14 protein-coding genes are annotated in these 22,002 nt (G+C 65.0%); 6 read left to right on the plus strand and 8 right to left on the minus strand.

All coding sequences use genetic code 11. The features are described from left to right. The first annotated feature begins 202 nt into the window (after nt 1-202). The gene (locus HYR72_01235) at nt 203-1,084 is read left to right on the plus strand and encodes an alpha/beta hydrolase (protein ID MBI1813580.1); all 882 of its coding nucleotides are present in this window, start codon (nt 203-205) and stop codon (nt 1,082-1,084) included. A gap of 289 nt (nt 1,085-1,373) precedes the next feature. Here the strand turns inward: HYR72_01235 and HYR72_01240 are convergent, their stop codons facing one another. Beyond that, complete coding sequence (locus HYR72_01240) at nt 1,374-3,071, minus strand: acyl-CoA dehydrogenase (protein MBI1813581.1); 1,698 nt, start codon at nt 3,069-3,071, stop codon at nt 1,374-1,376. Nucleotides 3,072-3,197: 126 nt separating this feature from the next. On the opposite strand from HYR72_01240, the gene HYR72_01245 reads away from it, so the two are divergent. Then, nucleotides 3,198-6,326: an AAA family ATPase gene (locus tag HYR72_01245; protein MBI1813582.1), complete on the plus strand. Its 3,129-nt coding sequence runs from the start codon at nt 3,198-3,200 to the stop codon at nt 6,324-6,326. Between the two features lie 474 nt (nt 6,327-6,800). Here HYR72_01245 and HYR72_01250 read toward each other — a convergent pair whose 3' ends face one another. The 4 genes from HYR72_01250 to HYR72_01265 form a co-directional block, all read right to left on the minus strand. Next, nucleotides 6,801-7,691: a hypothetical protein gene (locus HYR72_01250; protein ID MBI1813583.1), complete on the minus strand. Its 891-nt coding sequence runs from the start codon at nt 7,689-7,691 to the stop codon at nt 6,801-6,803. A 131-nt stretch (nt 7,692-7,822) separates the two neighbouring features. Continuing rightward, on the minus strand, nt 7,823-8,692 hold the full coding sequence (locus tag HYR72_01255) for a hypothetical protein (GenBank protein MBI1813584.1): 870 nt from the start codon (nt 8,690-8,692) through the stop codon (nt 7,823-7,825). A 23-nt stretch (nt 8,693-8,715) separates the two neighbouring features. Next, nucleotides 8,716-10,503: a hypothetical protein gene (locus HYR72_01260; GenBank protein MBI1813585.1), complete on the minus strand. Its 1,788-nt coding sequence runs from the start codon at nt 10,501-10,503 to the stop codon at nt 8,716-8,718. 74 nt (nt 10,504-10,577) lie between these two features. Continuing rightward, entirely contained in the window at nt 10,578-10,814 is a 237-nt protein-coding gene (locus tag HYR72_01265) for a hypothetical protein (protein MBI1813586.1), read from the minus strand. 94 nt (nt 10,815-10,908) lie between these two features. Here HYR72_01265 and HYR72_01270 point away from each other — a divergent pair, with 94 nt between their 5' ends. Next, nucleotides 10,909-11,382, plus strand: coding sequence for an SAM-dependent methyltransferase (locus HYR72_01270; protein MBI1813587.1), 474 nt, complete (start codon nt 10,909-10,911; stop codon nt 11,380-11,382). A gap of 12 nt (nt 11,383-11,394) precedes the next feature. Here HYR72_01270 and HYR72_01275 read toward each other — a convergent pair whose 3' ends face one another. Both HYR72_01275 and HYR72_01280 read right to left on the minus strand, forming a co-directional pair. After that, nucleotides 11,395-13,266, minus strand: a complete 1,872-nt coding sequence (locus tag HYR72_01275; GenBank protein MBI1813588.1) for a response regulator — start codon at nt 13,264-13,266, stop codon at nt 11,395-11,397. A 173-nt stretch (nt 13,267-13,439) separates the two neighbouring features. Then, nucleotides 13,440-14,627: a cytochrome P450 gene (locus HYR72_01280; protein ID MBI1813589.1), complete on the minus strand. Its 1,188-nt coding sequence runs from the start codon at nt 14,625-14,627 to the stop codon at nt 13,440-13,442. Nucleotides 14,628-14,681: 54 nt separating this feature from the next. On the opposite strand from HYR72_01280, the gene HYR72_01285 reads away from it, so the two are divergent. Next, on the plus strand, nt 14,682-16,103 hold the full coding sequence (locus HYR72_01285) for a secreted hydrolase (GenBank protein MBI1813590.1): 1,422 nt from the start codon (nt 14,682-14,684) through the stop codon (nt 16,101-16,103). Nucleotides 16,104-16,325: 222 nt separating this feature from the next. On the opposite strand, the gene HYR72_01290 is transcribed toward HYR72_01285, so the two are convergent. Further along, on the minus strand, nt 16,326-17,063 hold the full coding sequence (locus tag HYR72_01290) for a ribonuclease HI (GenBank protein MBI1813591.1): 738 nt from the start codon (nt 17,061-17,063) through the stop codon (nt 16,326-16,328). A 172-nt stretch (nt 17,064-17,235) separates the two neighbouring features. Here HYR72_01290 and HYR72_01295 point away from each other — a divergent pair, with 172 nt between their 5' ends. Both HYR72_01295 and HYR72_01300 read left to right on the plus strand, forming a co-directional pair. After that, on the plus strand, nt 17,236-18,480 hold the full coding sequence (locus HYR72_01295) for an RNA polymerase sigma factor (protein MBI1813592.1): 1,245 nt from the start codon (nt 17,236-17,238) through the stop codon (nt 18,478-18,480). 89 nt (nt 18,481-18,569) lie between these two features. After that, entirely contained in the window at nt 18,570-22,001 is a 3,432-nt protein-coding gene (locus tag HYR72_01300; GenBank protein MBI1813593.1) for an AAA family ATPase, read from the plus strand. Nucleotide 22,002 lies beyond the last annotated feature (1 nt).

Consider the following 22,002-nt stretch of genomic DNA (forward strand, 5'->3'; position numbering starts at 1 on the left):
AGGAACACCAATGACGTGGCAACAAGCTGACTTCGTGGCTGCGGCGATCGAGATCGCGACCATGGCGATAATCGTCTCAGGCACCACATCAATTGTGCTGCGAAGCCTCGTGGGCTTGCGACGACGCTCGCAAAAATCGAAGTAGCTACCGATCGCGTGGCGGGCTTGAAACTCGCCGCGGACCCGCATATGGCTTGGCGCCATGCCTAACATACGCGCCAACGGTATCACCATCGAATACGAAACCTTCGGTAAGGCCAACGCCGCTCCGCTGCTGCTCATCATGGGCCTCGGTGCCCAGATGATTCTCTGGGACGAAGACTTCTGCGAACAGCTCGCGGCGCGCGGCCATCGCGTGATCCGCTTCGACAACCGCGACATCGGCCTGTCGACGAAGTTCGATGAGGCCGGTATACCGAACGTCATGACCGCGATGGCTTCACTGATGCAACGCAAACCCATCGACGCGCCGTACACGTTGTCGGACATGGCGGCGGACGCGGCCGGCTTACTCGATGCGTTGCAGATCGAGTCGGCGCATGTCGTTGGGGCCTCGATGGGTGGGATGATCGCGCAGACCGTCGCCATCGAGCATCCCAAACGCGTCCGCACGCTCACTTCAATCATGTCGACCACCGGGAACCCCGACCTGCCGCCGGCGAAACCGGAGGCGATGCTGGCACTCATGACACCGCCGCCCGCCGATCGCGCCGGCAACATCGAGCGCACCGTCGCCGTGTTCCGCACCATCGGCAGCCCGGGATTTCCGTTCGAGGAAGAACGCTTCCGCGAGCGCTCGGCGCGCTCCTACGATCGCTGCTTCAATCCCGCCGGCGCGGCGCGTCAACTGGTGGCCATCCTGGCATCGGGCAGTCGCAAGGACCGGCTCAAGTCAGTGACCGCACCCACCCTCGTGATCCACGGAGTCGACGATCCCCTGGTGCCCTTGGCGGGTGGACTCGACACTGTGGAATCAATCCCCGGCGCCGAGATCCTCACCATCGAAGGCATGGGGCACGACCTGCCCCGCCCCGCGTGGCCCCGCATCATCGATGCGATCTGCGGCCTCACCGCCCGCGGGTGATGCTCGGTGATGCAGCCGAGATTCCCTCTCCCAGAGGGAGCTTTGTGCGAAGAGGTTGCCCCCTCGATACGCCGCCCTTCGATACGAAGCCTTCGGCTTCTACTCAGTGCGACTACTCGGGGAAACGGGGCTTTTGGACAACCCAACGTCCGTCTGCCCGAGTAGATCGCGAAGCGATCGTATCGAGGGCCTACTTGTTCAAAGCTCTCCAGGCCGGTGGCGGAACGGACGCTCGATCGACATGCGGCGACACGCCCCCGCGAGACACCACACTAGAGAATTGATCGGGTCAGTCGTTCATGCGGTACGCGCCCTTCAGCGCGTACACGTGCTCCGTCCACACATGCTGGTAGCGGGTCGCGTCGACCGCCGGTTTGCGAATCATCCGCAGGCAATGCGCCATCTGCGCCGGCGTCGCCGACGGCTTGCTGTAGAGTTGCAGCGCGTAGCGTGAGTAGTCGCGCACGAAGACGTCGAAGATCTGATCCACCAGCGCATCGTCGATGGCATAGATGCGGGCGTTCTCCAGCACCAATTGGGCGTAGACGATCAACGCGAAGATCTCCCCGATCGCGAACAGAAAATCAATGTCGCGGCTCTGCTCCTGATCCGGCGGTGCGTGTGTCAGCAACTCTTTGAAGACTTCGATCTGCTCGCGCAGCAGCGTGACGTTGGGCAACGCGTAACGCTCGAAGGCGGCGTTGTAGTCGTGGAAGCGCACGCTGCCCAATCCCCGCGTCGGTCCCTGGTCGAACAAGAAGCCGTCGTTGGCCGCATCGCTGCGCTTCGGCACCTCGGGATACTCGGCCGGGTTGAGGAAGTAGTTCGGCATGAACTTGAGAATGAGGGCGACATTGACGTGCACGGTTCCTTCGAGCTTTGGGAGCCCACGGATGTCACGCGCCGCCATCTCGAAGTACGTGTCCTTCTCGAATCCCTTGGCAGCGATCACGTCCCACAGATGATTGATCACGTCCTCGCCCTGCGTCGTCACCTTCATCTTCACCACCGGATTGTAGAGCAGGTAGCGGCGATCCTGCGCTGAGGCCGAGCGCATGTAGTCGGCGGCGCGCAGCGCGACGAGCTTCATCGCGACCAGGCGCGCATACGCATCGGTGAAGTTCTGGCGCACGTGCGGGAAGTCGGTGACCGACATGTTGTAGAGCCGGCGGGCGGCGGCATGATCGATGGCTTCGTAGAACGCATGGGTACAGATGCCGATCGAAGCCCAGCCGAGGTTGAACTTGCCGATGTTGACGGTGTTGAGCGACGCGTTCCACGCCTCGTCGCCCTTGGAGAGAATGTCGCCCTCGCTGATCGGATAGTCGTGCAGCGCGTACTCGGAGACGTACGACTGGCTGTTCACGACGTTCTGGACGCACTCGTACTGCGGATGCTGCGAATCGACCGCGAAGAAGACGTAGAGGTCGGAGTCGGCGATCTTGCCGAACGTGGAGACCATCGCCGCCGCGTTGCCGTTGCCGATGTAGTACTTGCGCCCGCTAGCCGTGTAGGTACCTTCGCCACACGGCACCAATTTCATTTCGGAGGAATACAGATCGGCACCGTGAGCCTTCTCCGAGAGACCGAACGCGAAGATCCCTCCCTCGCGCAATAGCTGGGCGGCTTTGCGTTTGAGCGCTTCGTTCTTGCTCATCCAGATCGGTCCGAGACCGAGGATCGACACTTGCCACGTGTACCAATACGCGAGTCCATAGAAGCCAAGGATCTCGTTGAACTCGCAGATGCGCCACGTGTCCCAGCGCGCGTCGGCGTCGCCGTAATCGGCCGGCGTCAGCAGGGTCGCGAAGATTTTTTCCTGCTTCACGAACTCCAGAAAGTCGGCGTACCAGACCCGCTCGCAGTCGTCGTGCTTGAGCTGCCGCTTGCCCTTGCGCTCGAAGAAGTCGATGGTCTTGCGCATGATCGCGCGCGAGCGGTCATCCGGATACTCGCGATCGTGGTGTTTCGGGTTCAACAAGATCATGGCGGGCTCCTTCGCGGGCTGACAGCTCTGCCGCTGGGTCTATACCCGCGGCGCGCAGCGGTCCAGGTTGAGTGTGCTTTGCTCGCCGCTTGGCAAAGAACGGCACGTTTGCGGTATGAGGGCGGCGTGCGGTCGGCCAGCAGCGTGCGCTTCGGATGCTTTCGTCTCGATCTTGCCAATGAGTGCTTGTGGCGGGACGGGGACTCGATCGCGTTGACGCCCAAAGCCTTCGCGGTCTTGGCGCTCCTCGCGGATCATCCGGATCAGTTGGTCACCAAGAACGAGCTGCTCGATCGTGTGTGGCCGAACACGTTCGTGTCGGAAGCGGTGCTCAAGGTCATCATCTCTGAGCTCAGGAAAGTTCTCGGTGATGACGCGAGAGAGCCGCGCTTCATCGCGACGGCGCACCGGCGCGGCTATCGCTTCGTCGCCACGGTCGAGGCGGACTCATCCGCGCCGCTCGCAACGACGCCGACACCTTCGTCGCTGCGTCTAGTCGGGCGCGATGACGAGATGAAGCGTCTCAACGAGACGTACGCGCGCGCCTGCGGCGGCGAACGGCAGATGGTATTCATCACCGGCGAAGGCGGGATCGGCAAAAGCGCGCTCGTGGATGCGTTTGAGGCGACGCTGCCGAGCGCGGGTGTGCAGCGGGTGCGCGGCCAATGCCTCGAACATCACGGCAGCGGCGAAGCGTACTTGCCGATTCTCGAAGCTGTGGCGCAACTCTGCCGCGGGGAACAGGGTCCCAACGTCATCGAGTTGCTACGGCGCCACGCGCCGAGTTGGTTGGCACAACTGCCCTGGTTGCTCGACGAGAAGGATCGCGTGACCGCGCCGGGCTACATCGCCACGAACTCGCGCGAAAGTATGCAGCGCGAAATGGCGGACGCGCTGGAAGTCTACACCACGGCGCAGCCGCTGGTATTGATTCTGGAGGACCTGCACTGGAGCGACGCGTCGACAGTCGATCTGCTGTCGCGCGTCGCGCACCGGCGCGCGCCCGCTCGGCTGCTCATCGTGGCGACGTTCCGGCCCGTCGATCTCATCCTCAGCCAGCATCCGTTGAAAGCGCTCAAGCAACGACTCGACCAGCAACACCTGTGCACGGAACTGCGCTTGCCCTATCTGGGCGCGGCCGACGTGGGACGCTACATCGAAGTGCGCCTGCCGGGTCGCGCCGTTCCGGATGGGCTCGTGGACACCATTGTCGAGCGCACCGGCGGCAACGCGCTCTTCGTCGTCAATCTGGTGGACGACCTTCTCGCGCGAGGCTGGTTGGTTGCCGATGCGCAGGCGCTGCGCTTGAGCGTGCCGCTGGAACGCATCCACGCCGAGGTGCCTGAGGGTGTGCGGCAGATGATCGATGCGCAGATCGATCGTCTACCGGCACCCCACGCGGCGCAATTCGAAGCCGCCAGCGTCGTGGGCGAGGAGTTCTCGACGGCTGCCGTCGCCGCGGCGGTCGGGCAACCGTTGGCAGAGGTCGAGCGGTTCTGCGAACTGCTGCAGCAGCAGTCGCCGTACCTGCACACGCTCGGCGTCACCACCGTCGACACGGGAGAGGTGTGCGGACGGTATCGCTTTTCGCACGCGCTGTACCGCGACGTATTCTACCAGCGCATTGGCGGCTCACGTCGCGTCGTGTTGCACCGGCGGATCGGCGACTGGCTCGAAGCGCAGCATGGAAGCCCCGCGGAACTGGCGCGGCACTTCGTCGCAGCAGTCGACTCCGGCTGCGCTGATAAGGCGGTGAACTACTCGCGCCGCGCGGCCGAGCGTGCGGTCGAGTTGTTCGCCTATGCGGAGGCGGCCGGTCACTACCAGACGGCGCTGGATGTTCTCGCGTCGGCCGATGCCGGCGCATCTCATCGCGAGGAAGCCTGTCGCCTGCGCATCGCGCTCGGCGAAAGCCTCGAGCGCAACGGCACCGTCGCGCTCGCCGGGGAGGCTTTCACGCGCGCGGCCGAGTTGGCGCGCGAGATCGATTCGTCCGAGTTGTTCGCCAAAGCGGCGCTGGGTCGCGGGCGCGGTCATCATCCCGTCAGCGCCGTGGACCCCGATCTCGTCGCGCTGCTTGAAGAGGCGCTGCAGCGCATCGGACCGCAGCCCGGCGCCCTGCGCGCCTGCTTGCTGGCCCGGCTCGACACAGCCTTGTCGCCGATCCCCGGTGCGCATGAACGGCGCGAGCCGATGGCGCGCGAGGCCTTGGCCTATGCGCGTCAGAGCGACGATCCGGAAACACTGTTGTTGGTGCTCCAGTACACGCGCTGGGCTTTCAACGGGCGCGAGTCGCCGGAAGAATTGCGCGAGTCGGCTGAGCGCTTGGGCCGACTCGCGGCAGCGGTGCCGAATAGCGAGCAGGCGCTCCAGTTCTTGCTGCTGCGCCTCACCCAACTCCATGAGCTCGGCGATACTGCCACTGCTTCCGCCAACCTCACGCGCCTCCGCGAATCAGCCGACGCCGCGGGGATCGTGTGGTTTCAGTGGTTCGCGCAGCGCCTGGTCGCGTATCGCGCACTGGAAGAAGGGCGCTTCGCCGACGCCGAGCGGTGTATGGAGGAAGCGCTGACCCTCGGCCAGCGGAGCGATCATCCCAACGTGCTGCCGGTCTACGGGGCGCAACGCATCTGCCTGCACTTGCAACGCGGCTGGTTCGCCGAGATCGAGCCGCAGTTGACGGCGATGAGCAAGCGCCGGCCCGAGCAGTTCACGACGCGCGCCGCGCTGGCGTACGCACGCGCGCAACTCGGCGACGCGGCGGGAGCGCGGCGCGAGTTCGAAGCATTGGTCGCCGATGACTTCGCCCACATTCCGCGCGACTCATTGTGGCTGATGGTGCTCGCTCGTCTAACAGAAGTGTGCGTCGAACTCCGTGACGCACCGCGCGCCAGCACGTTGCACGAACTCTTCGCACCATACGCCGAGCGCGTGATCGGCGCCGGCGCGGGCTTCGCTTCGGTCGGGCACGGCAGCCGCTACCTGGCGCTGCTGGCGCACACCTGCGGCCGCTGGGATGAAGCGGCGGCGCAGTTCGCGCGCGCCATCGAAATACACGAGCGCATGGGCGCACAGCCGTGGCTCGCGCAAGGCCTGTACGAGTACGGCCGCCTGCTGCGCGAACAGCCTCTCAAGGGTACGGCGCGCGCCGCGGCGCGGCGGCGCGCCGCAACGCTGTTGAGCCGCGCCCACGAGCTGGCAGCGCAGCTCGACATGCGCGGGCTTGACGCCGCCCTGCGGCGGCTCAACGCGTGACGCGCCGCCGCACAGCCATGACCGCGAGGCCGCGGTGAGCAGTTGGGCCGCGGAAGGAGCCGCGGTTCACCCGCAATTTGGCGTATCTTGTGCGCTGTTGTAGCCGGTCCCAGGGCAGGAGGAGTCGTTGCGGGCGCAATTGTTGAACGTGGGTTCGTTGCCGATCTCGTCCAACTTGGCGACCGCGTGATCTTTCATTTGGATCGCCTGCAGCCGTTTCTTCCCCTTGAGACCTTGATTTCCTCGTTCATGAAACTGATGAAGCAGCGCTGGCTCTCGTGTTCGCACCAGGCACCGTTGCAATCGAAATCCCGCCGGCGACGGCCTTCTCCAACTTGTTCGCGAACCGGCGGCGCTGCGAACTCGCAGCGCCGCCGGGCGCGAGCAGCTGGCGGAGTTACTGGCGCTCGTCGACGACGCCTCCGCCGCTGCCCTGCCCCTGTCTGTCCGTGGCCCGCAGGAGGCTTTGCCGCTCTAGCAGTTCGGTGCGGAGCAACACGGCGCGTTTATACTTTCGTTGTCGAAGCCCGTACCGGGGCAGAACGACCCGTTACCAGCGCACATGTTGCCGACTAGGTCGTTGGAGATGGCGTCCTGTCTTATGACTGCCGCTGCTCGCGCTCGTTTCGCCGCGATCAGCGTTTTCTTTGACTTGGAGTCGCGAATTATCTCGTCCAGGTTATTGATGAAGCACGACTCCGACTCGTAGTCGCACCATCCTTGGTTGCAATCGAAGAATGGCACCGGCGTCGGTTTAGGCGGCGGACCGAGACCCGTCCCGCTGCCGGTGGCGCTCCCGACACCGTTGACCGAGACAGTGCCGACGACGTGTCTGCCGCTATTCTCATCGGCGCCGCGCCACTCGCCGTCGAAGAAGATCCATCCGGTTACAATCTGCTCGCCGTTGTCGGTTTCGGCGATGCGGTAGATCCCACCCTGGTTCTCGATTGCCGGCTGCGTGGAGAACGCCTGCGTGCTGCTTCCGGCGGTGACGCTGCCCGCGACGCTGTCGCCGCTCAACTGCGCGCCAAGCTGACCGCCTTTCTCCCCGTTCAACTGAATCGCCGCGCCGGTTTGCGTGCCGAGGAACCACTCGGAGATTGCGTTGCCATCGCACACGTAGGCGACGGCGACGTGCCCGTTGGTGACAACGGCGATCAGCGCATCGGTGCCGCTGACTTTCCCCACGTAGGTTGTCTTCGCCTGCGGCGCCGGATCGGCGTCCGGCTGCGGAATGGTGGCGCGCAGCGATTCGGGGGTGCTTGTGCTGTTGCTGCTGTCATCTCCCCCGCAACCTGCCAGCAACGGCAGTAGGGCTAAGCTCATCAGCCCGCGGGTCAATACTCGTCTCGTCCAGTTGCTCATGTCGTCTCCCTTTCTGTGCGCAAATGTGGTGTGGCTTGTCGTAGCGATCGTGCACGAAACGTCCGGCGGCGGTCGCGGCGTGCTCGGCATCCGCGTTCCGCGCGCGAAACACTGCGCCCTGCGGCCCGCCTTCATTGCGGCTCCGGTTCCCCGAAGAGGAAATCGTCCATCACCGCGACGTCCACCCCGGGGCCCTCATTGGGGCCGAGGGCCGACGTGCCGTAGATGATGTGCACCCGCGCCACCACCGCGGTTGGAAACGCGACGCCCAAGAACGACAGACCACCGTTGCTCGGGGGAACGCGAAAGCGCCCGAGCGAACGATCGTTCCGGTCGAAGTACTCGAACGAACTGCTGCCGCCGTCGACGTCGGTGTAGACCGCACCGAAACCACGCACCACAGCGGGTGTCTGCGTCCCGGCCACGAAGAACGTCAGGTTGACGATGTTGCTGCCGATCGGTGAGAACAGTCGCTCGGCGCTGTAGGTCTTGAAGGTGCTCGTATAGGCTGGATTGATGTTGCCGAAACGCACGGCGGCTCCCGAGGGATTGTCGCTGTCGGCACTGACTTGCACGCCGGTTCCCGGGGTGTTGAGGACGGCGCCGCGGGCGCGCGGCGCCACAGTGTCGTTGAAGAAATCCGGCGGGAGAAAGTTGGGAGCGGCTTGCGCATCGGGCACCGCGTCCCAGTTGAGCTCGCGCCGACCGGAAGGTTGCTGCCCCGGCACGCCGGCATTGTCGGGGTCGCCTAGTAAGGCCCGGAACTGACGGACCCCCGCGCTGATGTCGCCGGAGGTGGAGACCACCACCGGCGCCGTAGCGGCGGGCGTGCCGTCACTGCCGCCGCAGGCCACCAGGCACTGGATCATCAGCACTCCTACCAGCGCGGTTACCCAGGTCGTGCGTGGCCTGATGCAGATCGTTGAGTGCGGCCGTCGAACCGTCGTCGACATTGGCAGCTTCACTTCCTCTCGAACTGGTGACGTGATTCTCGCTGTCATCGAATCCTCCTTTCCGGTTCAAACTAGTTCTGTTGGTGTCGTCGGGGCAGAGTCGATGCCCGCTCTCGTGCGCGCTGGCGCCGTCGTGCGAACCGAAGGGCCGCCAACGCCAGGAGCGATAGCGCGCCTGCGCGCGGCGAGCGGCGGGGCGCTAAACTGCAGCCGTCACCATCGTCACCATTCGAAGGCACCGACACGCTGCCGACCGTGTCGAAGGATTGCTCGTCGCCGTTATCGCCAGTGGCCGCGGCTTCGACCCGGAATGTTCGCCCGGTGGTGTTGGCGTTCAGACTGACGGCAAACGTCAGATCAACGCTCGGTCCGTCGGGACCGCTGCCATGCACCACGCTGCTCGCGGGATGAAAGGTCGACTTCCCGGTGTCGACTGGATCGCCCGCTCCGGGTACGAAACTGCCGTTGCACGTATCTCCATCACACAGACTGAAGCGGTCGTCACCTTCAGTGAAGCGGCCCCAAAACGCCACGCCAGAGTTGTCGATCAGGCGCAGATCGACCGTATGCAGGTCGCGCCAGCGTCCGGGATGGGTCCAGCGCAACGTGAGCGGGATGAGATCGCCGGCGGCGACATCTCCGCTGCCTGCGACGAGCTCAGCGATACCCACCAGCAGATCGTCGTCCACGATCGTACCGGTGGCCTGACCCAGCGTGATCGCCGCGTTGGTTGGACGGCCGATGGCCACGATGAACGTCTCGTTCCCTTCGCGCCGTTTGTCGCCGAGGACAGGAACCGACACCTTAATCTGGTTAACTCCCCCCGGTAGCGAGACGGTCTTGTTCACTGCGGTGTAGTCCGAGCCGGCCGTTGCGGTGTTGTTGGCCGTCGCGAAGCGCGCCGTGATCGGCAAGCTGTGCGGGATATCGACGTCGATAGTGAACATCATCGAGCGAGTGCCCGTGTTACCCTCGACGACTGAAGCATTGTGGATGCTCAACTTGGGGAGCGGTGTGGGCGTCGACGTTGGCGTCGGTGTCGATGTCGGCGTGCGTGTTGCCGTCGCAGTCGGGGTGCGTGTCGGTGTTGGCGTCGAGGGGGCCGCCGTGAGGGCAACCGCGACCCGGAGCCCATCCCCCGAGTGTACGGCGTCCGGAAAGCCGAAGCTGACGTCGCAGTCTAGCCCGTTGCCAATTTGGTGGACGACCTGCGACTTGCACTGGGCCTCCCAAAACCATTGGAACTCATAGTGCGTGCTCGCCGCGGGATCGCCGGGAAACACCGCTGAGTTGGACGCGGCGACCACGGTGTCGCCGGTGAACGTGGTTGGTCCTCGTGTCGTCGCCGATAGCAGCGTCATACCTGGCCCATTGATGAAGTGGCCGACGATATTGTCGATCGAGGCGGTTGCTGTGCCATTGTCACCCTCGAAGAGGCCGTCGTTCGTGGTGCGTAAGACCCCACTGATCGCGCCGTCGATCCGGATTCCGTACGGCGCGGTGGCGTTCAACACGTCGAACCTCAGGGTCACACTGCCGACGTAATCCGTCGTCGTCGACTTTGGTCCACTAATGGTCGAATGCTGGTCGGCGCGTGCGTTGAACTCAACCGCCCATGTCGACGAGACCCCCGGCACTTCGTCGATCGGCCCGACCAGCCTCGATCCTCTCTCGGTGAGTCTGAGCACGCTCGAGTCCAACGCATCTGGTGATTGAAGGACGTTGAACACCAGGGCCACATTGGCGAGCGTCGCCCCCCACACGGGCGCGCTGCTGCCGAGCACCGCCACCAGCGCGACGAGGACGCCGCTCGCTGTTGCCGTCGTGAGACGCGAGAAGAATCGATGTTGATTGGTCATCTTGTACCTCCAGTGTGAGTGTTGGTGTGAGTGCAGGAGTCCGGCTCCTTCAGTTGCAGGATGCTGGCGAGGGGTCATGGATTGTGTCCATTCTTCGTTTCAAGTTCCGCGGCGAGCGATGTGTCACAGACCGCCGCCAACACCGCCGTGAAGAACGCCAGCAGTTCATCCGCCGAGCGGAACCGGCTCGCGCGTCCAGATTCAACGTGCTCGACGCGGCCAGCAGTCGCACCACGTTGCGCGCCGCTACTGACCGCGAACTGCACGACGAAGGCTCCTTGCGGCGGAAGCGTCTGGTCTGCTGCGCTCATGGCGGCAATCACTAGCCACCCGCGCTGCGGATGTCGTAAGGGAATGGTAAGGAAACAGTAAATTATCGAGGGCGACGAAGGCGAGGTGTCGGCGATGAAGATCGAGCTACAACCAATCGGATTTGTCCGCGCGGCGCGCGATCAGGCGGAGGACGACTACTGGGGCGGGGTTGAATCGGCGATCGTGCTCACCGACACCTTCGATCCCGACTGCCTCCTGGGGATCGACGAGTTCTCGCACGCGGAGGTCGTATTCTATTTCGACCGGGTCGACGAGCAGAAGGTCACCCGCGACGCCAGGCATCCACGCAACAATCCGAACTGGCCACGCGTCGGCATCTTCGCCCAGCGCGGTAAGAACCGTCCCAACCGGATCGGCACGACCATCGTCCGAATCCTGCGCCGCGACGGTCGCACGTTGCATGTCGCTGAACTGGATGCCATCGAAGGCACTCCCGTGCTCGACATCAAGCCGGTGATGCAGGAGTTTCTCCCTCGCGAACCGGTGCGTCAGCCGGAGTGGTCGCGGGCGTTGATGGAAAAGTACTGGGCGAGCGCGAGTGACTGAGCGCCGTGCACTCTACCCGGTGTTCGCCAGCACCGGGCTGTGACTATCCAGCGCGGCCGCTCGGGCAAGCTCAACGGCCGCCTTCGGCGCGCACGGCGACACCAGGACCGCAATCGTCTCAAATAGTTTTTTGGTGTCGATCGGCTTGGTAACGTATTCATCCATGCCGGCAGCGAGACAGCGCTCCGCATCACCCTTCATGGCATGGGCGGTCATAGCGATGATCGGAATGTGCGGCCGGCGAAGCGCGGTCTCGTGTCGACGAATCTCGGCGGTGGCTTCGAGGCCGTCCATTTCGGGCATTTGTACGTCCATCAAGACCGCATCGAACGGCTCGCGCAGATAGGCGTCGACCGCGGAGCGTCCGTTGTCGGCCACGACCACCGTATGTCCACGCTTCTCCAATAGGCGGACCGCGAGCTTCTGGTTCACCGCGTTGTCTTCGGCGAGCAGGAAACGGAGGCCGGTGCGGATCGGGGCGAGCGGCGTGCCGCCGGTCGGGACCGCTGTTGCGTCTGTTGCGGACCCGGCGAGCTGAATTCCCATCACCGCCGTGAAGTGGAACGTGCTGCCCTTGCCAACTTCGCTCTCCACCCAAATGCGACCGCCCATCAACTCCACGAGCTGTGATGAAATGGCGAGGCCGAGTCCGGTACCCCCGTAGCGACGGGTGATCGAGCCGTCGGCCTGTGCAAACGCGGCAAAGATCGTGTGTTGTTGATCAGGCTCGATGCCGATGCCGGTATCGGCGACGGTGAAGTGCAATCTGATTGATGCCGTCGCGTTCGGCTCCGCGTCCACCCCGATCACGATCCGACCTCGCTGAGTGAACTTGATCGCATTGCTGACCAGGTTCACCACGACTTGCCGCAGTCGCAAGGAATCACCGACGAGCGCGTCGGCGACGTCGGGCGACACGCTACAGATCAACTCCAGGCCCTTCGCACGCGCCCGCACCTCGAACGGGCGGAGTGCGCTGACCAGGGTATCGTGGAGATTGAACGCGACGGCGGAGAGTTCGAGCCGGCGCGCTTCAATCTTCGAGAAATCGAGAATGTCGTTGATGACGTGGAGCAGTGTGTCCGCGGAGTCGCGGGCCACTTGGACATATTCGCGCTGCTCGGCGTTCAACGTCGTCTGCAGCGCCAGTTCGGTCATACCGATGATGCCATTCATCGGCGTACGAATCTCGTGACTCATATTGGCGAGAAACTCGCTTTTGGCGCGGTTGGCGGCTTCGGCCGCCGCCAGCGCGACTTTGTATTTCACTTCTCCCTCGCGCAGCGCATCGTGCGCCTCGGCCAGCGTCCAGCGCAGTTGGAACTCCCGCCAACGCTGCCACCCGCGCATCGCCGTGGTGGCGATGGCGATGCCGCTGGCGGCCGCGACCGTGGAGATGTTGTCGAGGAACGCCTGATTGGCCAACCCGGTTCCGGTCGCCAACACGCCGAGGGCATAGACCGCCAGTACACCGGCGCACATCACCGCCGTCCAGGCCGGGTGCCACGGCATGATCAACGCGACGGTGAGCGGGATCATACTGAGCCCGGCGGAGTACTGACTGGCCTCGCCGCCGGTGAGTACCTGCATCACGTACATCAGCACTCCCGCCGCCGTGACGCATATCAAGGCGAGCAACGGTGCCCGGCTGCGCCCGAAACGCGTCTCCAGCAAGCCGACAATCGCCAGCATGATCGCCGCAGTGCCAATGCGCAGGATCAACGACAACCAGAAGATCTCTGGATGACGGATGTAGTCGAACAGGGCGAACCCCAGGACCAGCGGCACGCCGAAGAGGCAAACCGTGCGCACCGCACGCTCGCTGATCGCGTGGCTCTCCTCGTCGTAAGCCGCCCGCATTCGCTCGGGATCGGCGACAGGCACAACGGTCCCCATAAGCGGCGAAACTGAGCGAAGCGCATGCCGCGAGACTCAGCGGTGTTTCCAGCGCGCACGGCTCTCGGACGCGACTGTCCTTTACCGAAGAGTCGGAAATCGCCTGTTTTCTGACACCCGCCAAGTCTCGGGTTCCGGCGTACCGAAGTCCCTGACTGCTGCTAGGTAGATGCGAACACCACGGGCATGCGGACGATCCCGTTCATGATGGTGGAGCGAAGCACCTCGACCTCACCGGCCGGCGCGAAGTCTGGGAAGCGGGCAAGTAGTTCCTCGAAGAGCACGCAGCCCTCGAGTTGCGCGAGGTTGGCGCCTAGGCACGAATGCGGTCCGATGCCGAACGACAGGTGGTCCGAATCCGTTGCCCGCGTCACGTCGAAGCGATCGGCCGTCGGCCCCCACACCTCTTCGTCACGATTGGCCGAGGCGTAGAGGAGGACGACGTAGTCCCCTGCGGCGATCCGTTGGCCCCGAATCATCGTGTCCTGTGTGGCGGTGCGGGCGAACGTCTTCACCGGCGTCACCCAACGGAGCATCTCGTCGATGGCGCGCGGCAACAACGCTGGGTCGGCCGCGAGCGTGCGGCGCTCGTCGGGAAATTGCATCAACGCCCGCGCGCCTCCGGCGATGAGATTGCGCGTCGTCTCGTTGCCGGCGACCAGCAACGTCAGGCAGAACATGAGGACCTCGTCGTCGGCCAGGCGCTCGCCATCGACTTCAGCGACCGCCAGCGCCGAGATGAGATCTTCGCGGGGGACGCGGCGACGTTCTTCGAGCACGCGCAGGAAGTAGCCGAAGAGCTCCTGCACGGTAACCATCGTCGACATCACCCCGAGATCGGCTCCGGCGATGATCGCGTCGGACCAGCGCTTGAAGTCGGCGCGGTCCTGCTTCGGAACGCCGAGCATTTCAGCGATGACGATCATCGGGAGCGGGACCGCGACTTGCTCGACGAAATCGATCGGCACCCCGGGCGTCACCGCGTCGAGGCTCTCGCACGCATACTGGCGGATGCGTGGTTCCAGTTCCTTGACCATGCGCGGCGTGAACGCTTTGCTCACTAGGCGGCGGTAGCGCAGGTGCGCCGGCGAATCCATGTAGATGATGGATTGCGGCTGATCCGGCATAGTGCCATCGCGCATCGGATCCTTCACCAGCACGCCCTGCCCGGAACAGAATAGCTGCGCGTTGCGCGAGACGTGATCGATGTCGGCGTATTTCGTGAGCGCCCAGAAACCCGCGCGCTCGCACCAGTACACCGGGGCTTCGTTTCGCAGGCGCCGGTAAGCGGTCTCGACGTCGTCGAGGTAGAAGTCGGGATCGTCGATCGCATAGGATGGAAGTGACACGATGGCTCCAGTCGTTGACAAACGGCAGTGGCACACGTTGATTGACGCATGTCAATGAAATCGGACACAGGTTCTGTCCGTCCGGCGCTCGACGCGTCGGCGCCGTGGAAGCACTACCCGTACGTCCTGTCACCGTCCGATCCCCAACTCGCGTTCCCCGCCGCCGAAGGAGACCAGGGTGCGGACGGCAACACTTACTATCTGGCCGGCCGGCTAAGAGGCCTGCGGAGCCGGCGCGAGTGGGCCTACTTCGTAGTCTTCACCTTCAACAACATGGGCGGCTGGTTACGCTCCGATTTCTACACGTTCGCGCTCTTCGATCTTGCCAACGGAGATTTTGCGACCTATTCGGAGCACGACCTGCCGCGGCCTGGCCGCCTCCGGCGTACCTACAAGCTCTCAGTCGCCGTGGGACATCTGGATGTCACGTTCGCATCAGCGCTTGGACCGTGTCAGTGGACGACACGCCGGCGCCCCGATGGCTCGCTTGAACCGTTCGCGTATCATCTCCAGCTTCGCGGTCGTGACGCGCAGGGAAAGATGATGCGCCTCGACATCGATGCCGATCCCGGCAAGCCACCGCTGCCCGTGGGCGGCGCCGAGTACGCCGGGGTGAAGACCTGCCTGGGGCAATACGGCACGCACTCGTATTTCCAGAGTAACGTCCGGGCGGTGGGCACGCTGGTGTGGGGCGACGTCCAGGAAGAGGTGGAGGGCGACGCCGGCTGGATCGATCGGCAGTGGACGCCGCGTCACCTGGGCGTCCACCAAGGCCTGCGTAGCCGGAACTATCGCCACGAGTGGCGCCAGTTGCATCTGGACAACGGCGTCGAGCTGAGCGTGTGGCTGCAGGTCGACCGCCGCCGCCACAATCGCCTGGTCCCGTTCTCGGGCGTGACGATGGCGAACGCCGCGGGCGACGTCACGGCGACCAGCCAGTTCGAGATCGAGCGCCTGACGTTCGTACGCGACCCCGGCGTGATCCGTCCACGTCTCTCCCTCACTCGCGGCGCAAAGTACTTCACAGATTGTTATCGGCTGCGCGTCCCGTTGTACGAACTCGACATCTACTCTGAACCGCTGATTGCCGCCCCCGCGCACGCCTTTCCGATCGAGTACTGGAGCGGCCCCACGCGGCTGCGTGGAACGATGCAGGGGCGCGAGGTGACGGGCTTCGGCTTCCACGAGCGCACGCTGGTGTTCGCCCGCGACTTCGAACTGGTCGACGTACTGCGTTCGAGCGTGCGGCACCTCGCGCCGGCAGTGTTCGCGCCGAACACTCCTGGGCCTCTGGAAGCGGCGAACATCATCTGGGAACTCGACGCGTTCCTCAGCCACGGCGACCGGGCGGCGGCGCGCCGGCATCTCGCGCTACATGTGCGGCCGATTCTCGAGCAGGTCCGTGACGACTGCCTCGCGCACTTGCTCACGATCGCCGACGACCTCGACGCGGCCCTCGCCCGGCGACGCGGTTAACCCTGATGTGACAGAACAGGGGTGGTGGGGTCGCAGTTTGCCAGCACCAGTTGCGCGGTCGGGGAGGGTTCCAACGTGCCGTTCTTTAACGTCATTGAGAATGAGGTTTTGGGAGGGCGAGGCTCCCGCCGAGCCACCGCACCATCAACGCGCCAGCGGCTCGCCGGAAGGCTCGCCCTCCCAGATTCTCCCACCGATCTATTGTCACATCAGGATTAATGTTCAGACGTCGTTCGGTTCGAAACCCCACGCGCGTAAGATCGCGGCCTCGTCGGTCACGCTCGTCGCCTTCTTGAAGCGCGCGCCTGAGCGTCCCTTCACACGCCGTTCGCAATCTGGCCAAGTCGAGTGCTTCATCGGCTTGCCGTCGACGACACTGAGATAGGAGTACGCTGCCACCTTGCTCTTGCCGCTCGAACCGGCGGAGCGCTTGGGCACACTCGTGTCGTCCGGGATATCGAGAATCGGAATCGGGTAGCCGATCAGAGGGCCGTCGTAGAGATCGGGCGGGTGCGCAAGCGCGAACCCGTCGGCGATCTCGTCGACGCGCTCGTTGCCCGGGACGCCGGTATGGCCGCGGACATAATTCCAGGCAATGGCGCCTCTGCCGCGCGCTTCCACTAGACCTGCGAGTTGCTCCCAGAGCTCGCGATTCAGCACATCCCCGCCGGCGGCGGTTTTCCAACCGCGTCGGCGCCACGCCCAGATCCATTCGCGGATACCGCGGATGACGTAGGTCGAGTCGGTGTAGAGCGCCAACGCGCCCGGTGTATCGCGCAAACGCCGCAGCGCCTCGATCGGGCCGGTGAGCTCCATCCGATTGTTGGTCGTGTGCGGCGCGCCGCCGCCAAGCTCGGAGACGTGACCGTCGGGCGTGACGATGACGACCCCCCACCCGCCACGCCCAGGGTTGCCCTTGGCCGCACCGTCGCTGAACACCACGATCGCCTGCTCGTACATTCCGATTCCTCACGCGTGCCTGTGCCCGGTTTGCGCGGATCGCGCAACTGCAGCCAACCGCGCGCAGCGGATCATTGCGTGGTCGACAAGGTGACCCCATGACCCATCTGCCGATTGCGTTGCTGCTCACCTGGTGCGATAGGCTGCCACACGAACCGACTGAGGGGAGGCGATGGAACCGGCGCAGATCGAACGCTTCTACCGCGACGAGTTCGGGCGCATCTTGGCGACCGTGATCCGGCTCGTCGGGGACTTCCATCTCGCCGAGGAGGCGGTGCAGGATGCGTTCACGGTGGCGCTCGACCAGTGGCCACGCGAAGGACCTCCCGCGAATCCGCGCGCGTGGATCATCTCGACCGCGCGCCACAAGGCCATCGACGCGCTGCGACGGACCGGACGCTTCGAGGAGATTCGCGGCGAGCTCGGCCACATCACAGAGTCGAGCCACGGTCCCGATGTCCCGAGCGAATCGGACTCGGCAATTCCCGACGAACGCCTGCGCCTGATTTTTACCTGCTGCCACCCGGCACTCGCGCCCGAGGCGCAGGTGGCGCTGTCGCTGCGCACGCTGTGTGGGCTGTCGACCGACGAGATCGCGCGCGCCTTCCTGGTCCCATTGCCGACTATGGCGCAACGCCTGGTGCGGGCGCAGCGCAAGATCCACGACGCGCGCATCCCCTACGAAGTTCCACCACCGGCGCTGTTGCCCGAGCGCCTCGACGCCGTGATGGCGGTCGTCTATCTGGCCTTCAATGAGGGCTACGCCGCAACTGCCGGCGACGCATTGCTGCGCCCCGACCTCTGTCGCGAGGCGATCACACTCGGCCGGCTGCTGTGCCAACTGCTGCCAGATCAAGCCGAGCCGCGCGCCTTGCTCGCCTTGATGCTACTCCACGATGCGCGCCGGGCGACGCGCACAACAGCCAACGGCGAACTGGTGCTGCTCGAAAGCCAAGACCGTTCACGCTGGGACCGTGTCCAAATCGCCGAAGGCCTTGCGCTGGTCGAGTCGCTGGGCCTAGCAGCGCAGTCCGCTTCATACGCCCTGGAAGCTGGGATCGCCGCGGAACATGTTCGCGCGCGTCGCGCCGCCGAGACCAACTGGCGAGCCATCGCTCGACTCGACGAGGGGCTCGCACGCGCGCGGCCCTCACCTGTGGTCGAGCTCAACCGCGCGGTTGCGGTCGCCATGGCCGAGGGACCAGAGGCCGGCTTGGCGCTCATCAGCGAGTTGGCTTCGCGGGGCGAACTCCGCGGCTACTACTTGCTGTGGTCGGCTGAAGCCGATCTGCTGCGACGGCTCAAGCGATTCGACGAAGCAGCGCAGTCCTATCGACGCGCTTTGGCTCTCGTCACCACCGAGCCCGAGCGGCGATTTCTCGAGAAGCGGCTCCGCGAAGTGATCGCCGCGCATTGAGGGAACAAACGCGCCCAGCGAACAATCGTCCGATCGCACCGCCACCGACCGCGCTTGACTGAAGACTGACAGAGGATGAAAGTCACCGCATGCGCTGCGCCAGTTGCGGAACCGAGTTGCTGCCGGGCAAACAGTTTTGCCACGTGTGCGGAACGCGAGCGGTGCAGGCGTGCCCGAACTGCGGCGTCACCGTCAGCCCCGGCATGCGTTTCTGCGCCGACTGCGGTTTTCAACTCATACCGGACGCGCCGGCGACGGCGCCTCCGGCCAACGCACCGGCGCTAGCGGCAGGCAACGGCGATCGCCTGGAACGCCTCTCACGCCACATTCCCAACGAACTGGCGCAGAAGATCCTCGCCAGCAAGGGCTCGATTGCCGGCGAGCGCAAACTCGTCACCGTGCTCTTCTGCGATCTGGTGGGCTCCACGGCGATCGCCGAACGGCTCGATCCGGAGGAGTATCACGAGCTGCTGGAGCGCTATCTCGAACTCGCCTTCGCCGAAATCTATCGCTTCGACGGCATCGTCAACCAGCTCGCGGGCGACGGCATGATGGCGTTGTTCGGCGCGCCCGTGGCCCACGAAGACGCCCCGCATCGCGCCATCCGCGCCGCACTCGCCATCCGCGACGCGCTCACGCGGTTCAACGAGCAGGGTCAGATGGCGGCGCGCTTGGCCGGCCGCGCGCTGCGCGCCCGCGTCGGCATCCACACCGGCCCGGTCGTCGTCGGCACCGTCGGCAACGACTTCAAAATGGATTACTCCGCGATCGGCGACACCACCAATCTCGCCGCCCGCCTGCAAGCGCTCGCGCAACCCGGCACCGTGCTGATCAGCGAAGCGACGCACCGCCTGGTGCGCGGCTTCTTCGAAGTGCAGCCGGCAGGCACTTTCGAAGTGAAGGGCAAGAGTCAACCGGTGGCGGTGTACGAGGTCCAGCGCTTGAGCGGCGTGACCTCTCCGATGGCGATCGCGCAGGCCCGCGGCATGACGCCGTTTGTCGGGCGCGGCGAAGAGCTGGCGCAACTCATCGCGTGCTACGAGCGGCTCAGCGGCAGTCTCGCGCAGGTGGTCGCGATTGTCGGCGAGGCCGGCAGCGGCAAATCGCGCTTGGTGTACGAGTTCAAGCAGCAACTCGGCGGCGAGGACGTGGTGTTCTTCGAATCGCGCTGCTCTTCGCTCACGCAAACGCAGCCGCACTCACCCTGGGTGCACATGCTGCGACAATATTTCGGACTGACCGCGGGCGAGTCACCCGAGTGCGCATGCGACAAGATCCAGAGCAAGCTGGCGCCTCTCGATCTGCCGCCGGCCGTGTACACCAACTTGTGCCATCTGCTGTCGCTCCATGGCGATGCGGCGCCTGAGGAATCGGAGGACGAGATCCGGCGCCACGTCTTTGAAGCCGTTGCCCACTTCATGGGGGCTGTCAGCAAAAGCGCGCCGGTCGTTATCGTGATCGAGGATCTGCACTGGATCGACGATGCCTCGCGCGAGATGCTGGAGCTGGCCGTGACGCAGATCCGCAGCGTGCGGGTCATGCTGCTGGTGAGCCACCGCCCCGACTTCCAACCCTCGTGGCGACCGCAGGCGGCCTTCACGCTGCTCAACTTGCGGCCGCTGACGGATCACACGACCGCGGAGATCATCCGTGCGGTCGCCGGCGGCGCGCTGCCGCCGGAGTTGGAGCACACGATTCAACTCCGTGCCGAAGGCAACCCGTTTTTCGCCGAGGAACTCACCCGCGCGCTGGTCGAGGAAGGCTACGTGGTCCGCACCAACGGGCACGTGCGTTTGACGCGGCCGGCGGAACAGATCCGCATTCCCGGTTCAGTGGAGGAAGTGCTCGGCGCCCGCGTCGACCGCCTCGGCCCGCACGCCAAGCGCGTGATTCAAGTCGCGGCGGTGCTCGGCCGGCAATTTCGCCGCGAACAAGTCGAGCAATTGCTGAGCGACGAAGGGATCGACATCGCCAGCCAACTCGAAGAACTCGAGCGACGGGGCGTGATTCATCGCAAGAGCGTGCATTCCGCGGACGAGTATCGCTTCGGCGAGAGCCTGACGCAGGAGGTCGCGTACGAAGGGTTGCTCCTCCGCGAGCGGCGGCAGTTACACGATCGTATCGGTCGCATCCTGGAAGCCGAGCATGGCGGCTCACCCAGTGAGCACGCCGCTCTGCTCGCGCATCACTTCAGCCGCAGCGACAGCCACGAGAAGGCGGTCGACGCGCTCATCCGCGCCGGCCGTCACGCCGAGCAGGTGCCATCGTATCGCAGTGCCGTCGAGTTGTATCGCCGTGCGTGGGATCTGGCGAACGCGGCGTTGGTGGAGACGACCGAGCCGGCGACGCAGACGCGATTGCGCCGCGCCGCCATCAATGCCGCGGTCGCGTTCTGCCGCATGACGGTGATCTATAGCGGGACCGAAACCGCCGACAGCGAGCAGGTGGCGGTTCATGCGCAGGAACTCGCCGAGTCCACCGGCGACCCCCAGGATATGGCTTCGCTCTACACCTATCACGGCATGATCATTCTCGGCGGCGCGCGCGAACGCTTCGGTGAAGGCTTGGCGCTGGTCGAGCGCGGCGCCGAGGTCGCGGCGCGCGCCGGCTTGACCGCCGCCACGATGAACATCACCCGCGCAGTGGCGTGGGGTTACATGGTCGACGGTCAATTCGCCCGGTCTCTGGGGTCGTTCGAACAACTCCTCGCCGGCCTCGAACAATCGGGCGATGCCGCCAAGCTCTCGGACATCTATCTGGGCTCGCTATCGATGCGCACGGCAATTCATCTTTATGGCGATGATCTCGCCGCCTCCCAAACCGCCGCAACCCGGACCTACGAGTTGGCGGTGCGGGCCTCGAATCGCACCATCCAGAGCATGAACGCTGGCCACCTGGCACTCGTCCATCTCGTCCGCGCCGAGTATGCCGACGCCAAGCGCTGGGCCGATCGCTCGCTCGAAATCGCCGAAGCCATCGGCAACCTCGCCGCGGTGCGCACCGGTGCCATCACGGCCCTGGCGTCGCGCATCGAGCTGGGCGAACCCGTGGCGGTCTCGCGCTATCTCGACCAGATTGAGCAGCGCTTCACCGCGCTCGGTGACTTGGCACTTAAGATCCACGTCGCGATCGATGCTTATCTGATGGTTGGTGAACTCAAACGCGCGCGACGCCTCGCCGAGCAGGCCTTTGCGCACGCCGGCGGGCGCCTCCGCGAGGCAATCAGCGCGACCGCGCTCGGCGACGTCATGCGGCGACTCGGGCCGGAACACTGGGACGAGTCTCAACAGTGGTACGATCGCGCCGTGACCACAGCGCGCGCCATCGGATCACAGTCAACGCTGGCGATCGCGACCCTCGGTGCGGCCGAGTTGGCCGCCGCGCGCGGCGACCACGCGCTGGCCGTGGCGCACGCCGACATGGCGCGGACGCTGCTGCGCGACCTCGGCGCGGCGCGTTACGAGGCGCGAGCGGAACGCCTCCTCGCGACGCTGCACGCCGGCGCCACCGCCACCGCATAGC

The sequence above is a fragment of the Deltaproteobacteria bacterium genome (genome assembly GCA_016178705.1).
Lineage (GTDB): Bacteria > Desulfobacterota > Binatia > HRBIN30 > JACQVA1 > JACOST01.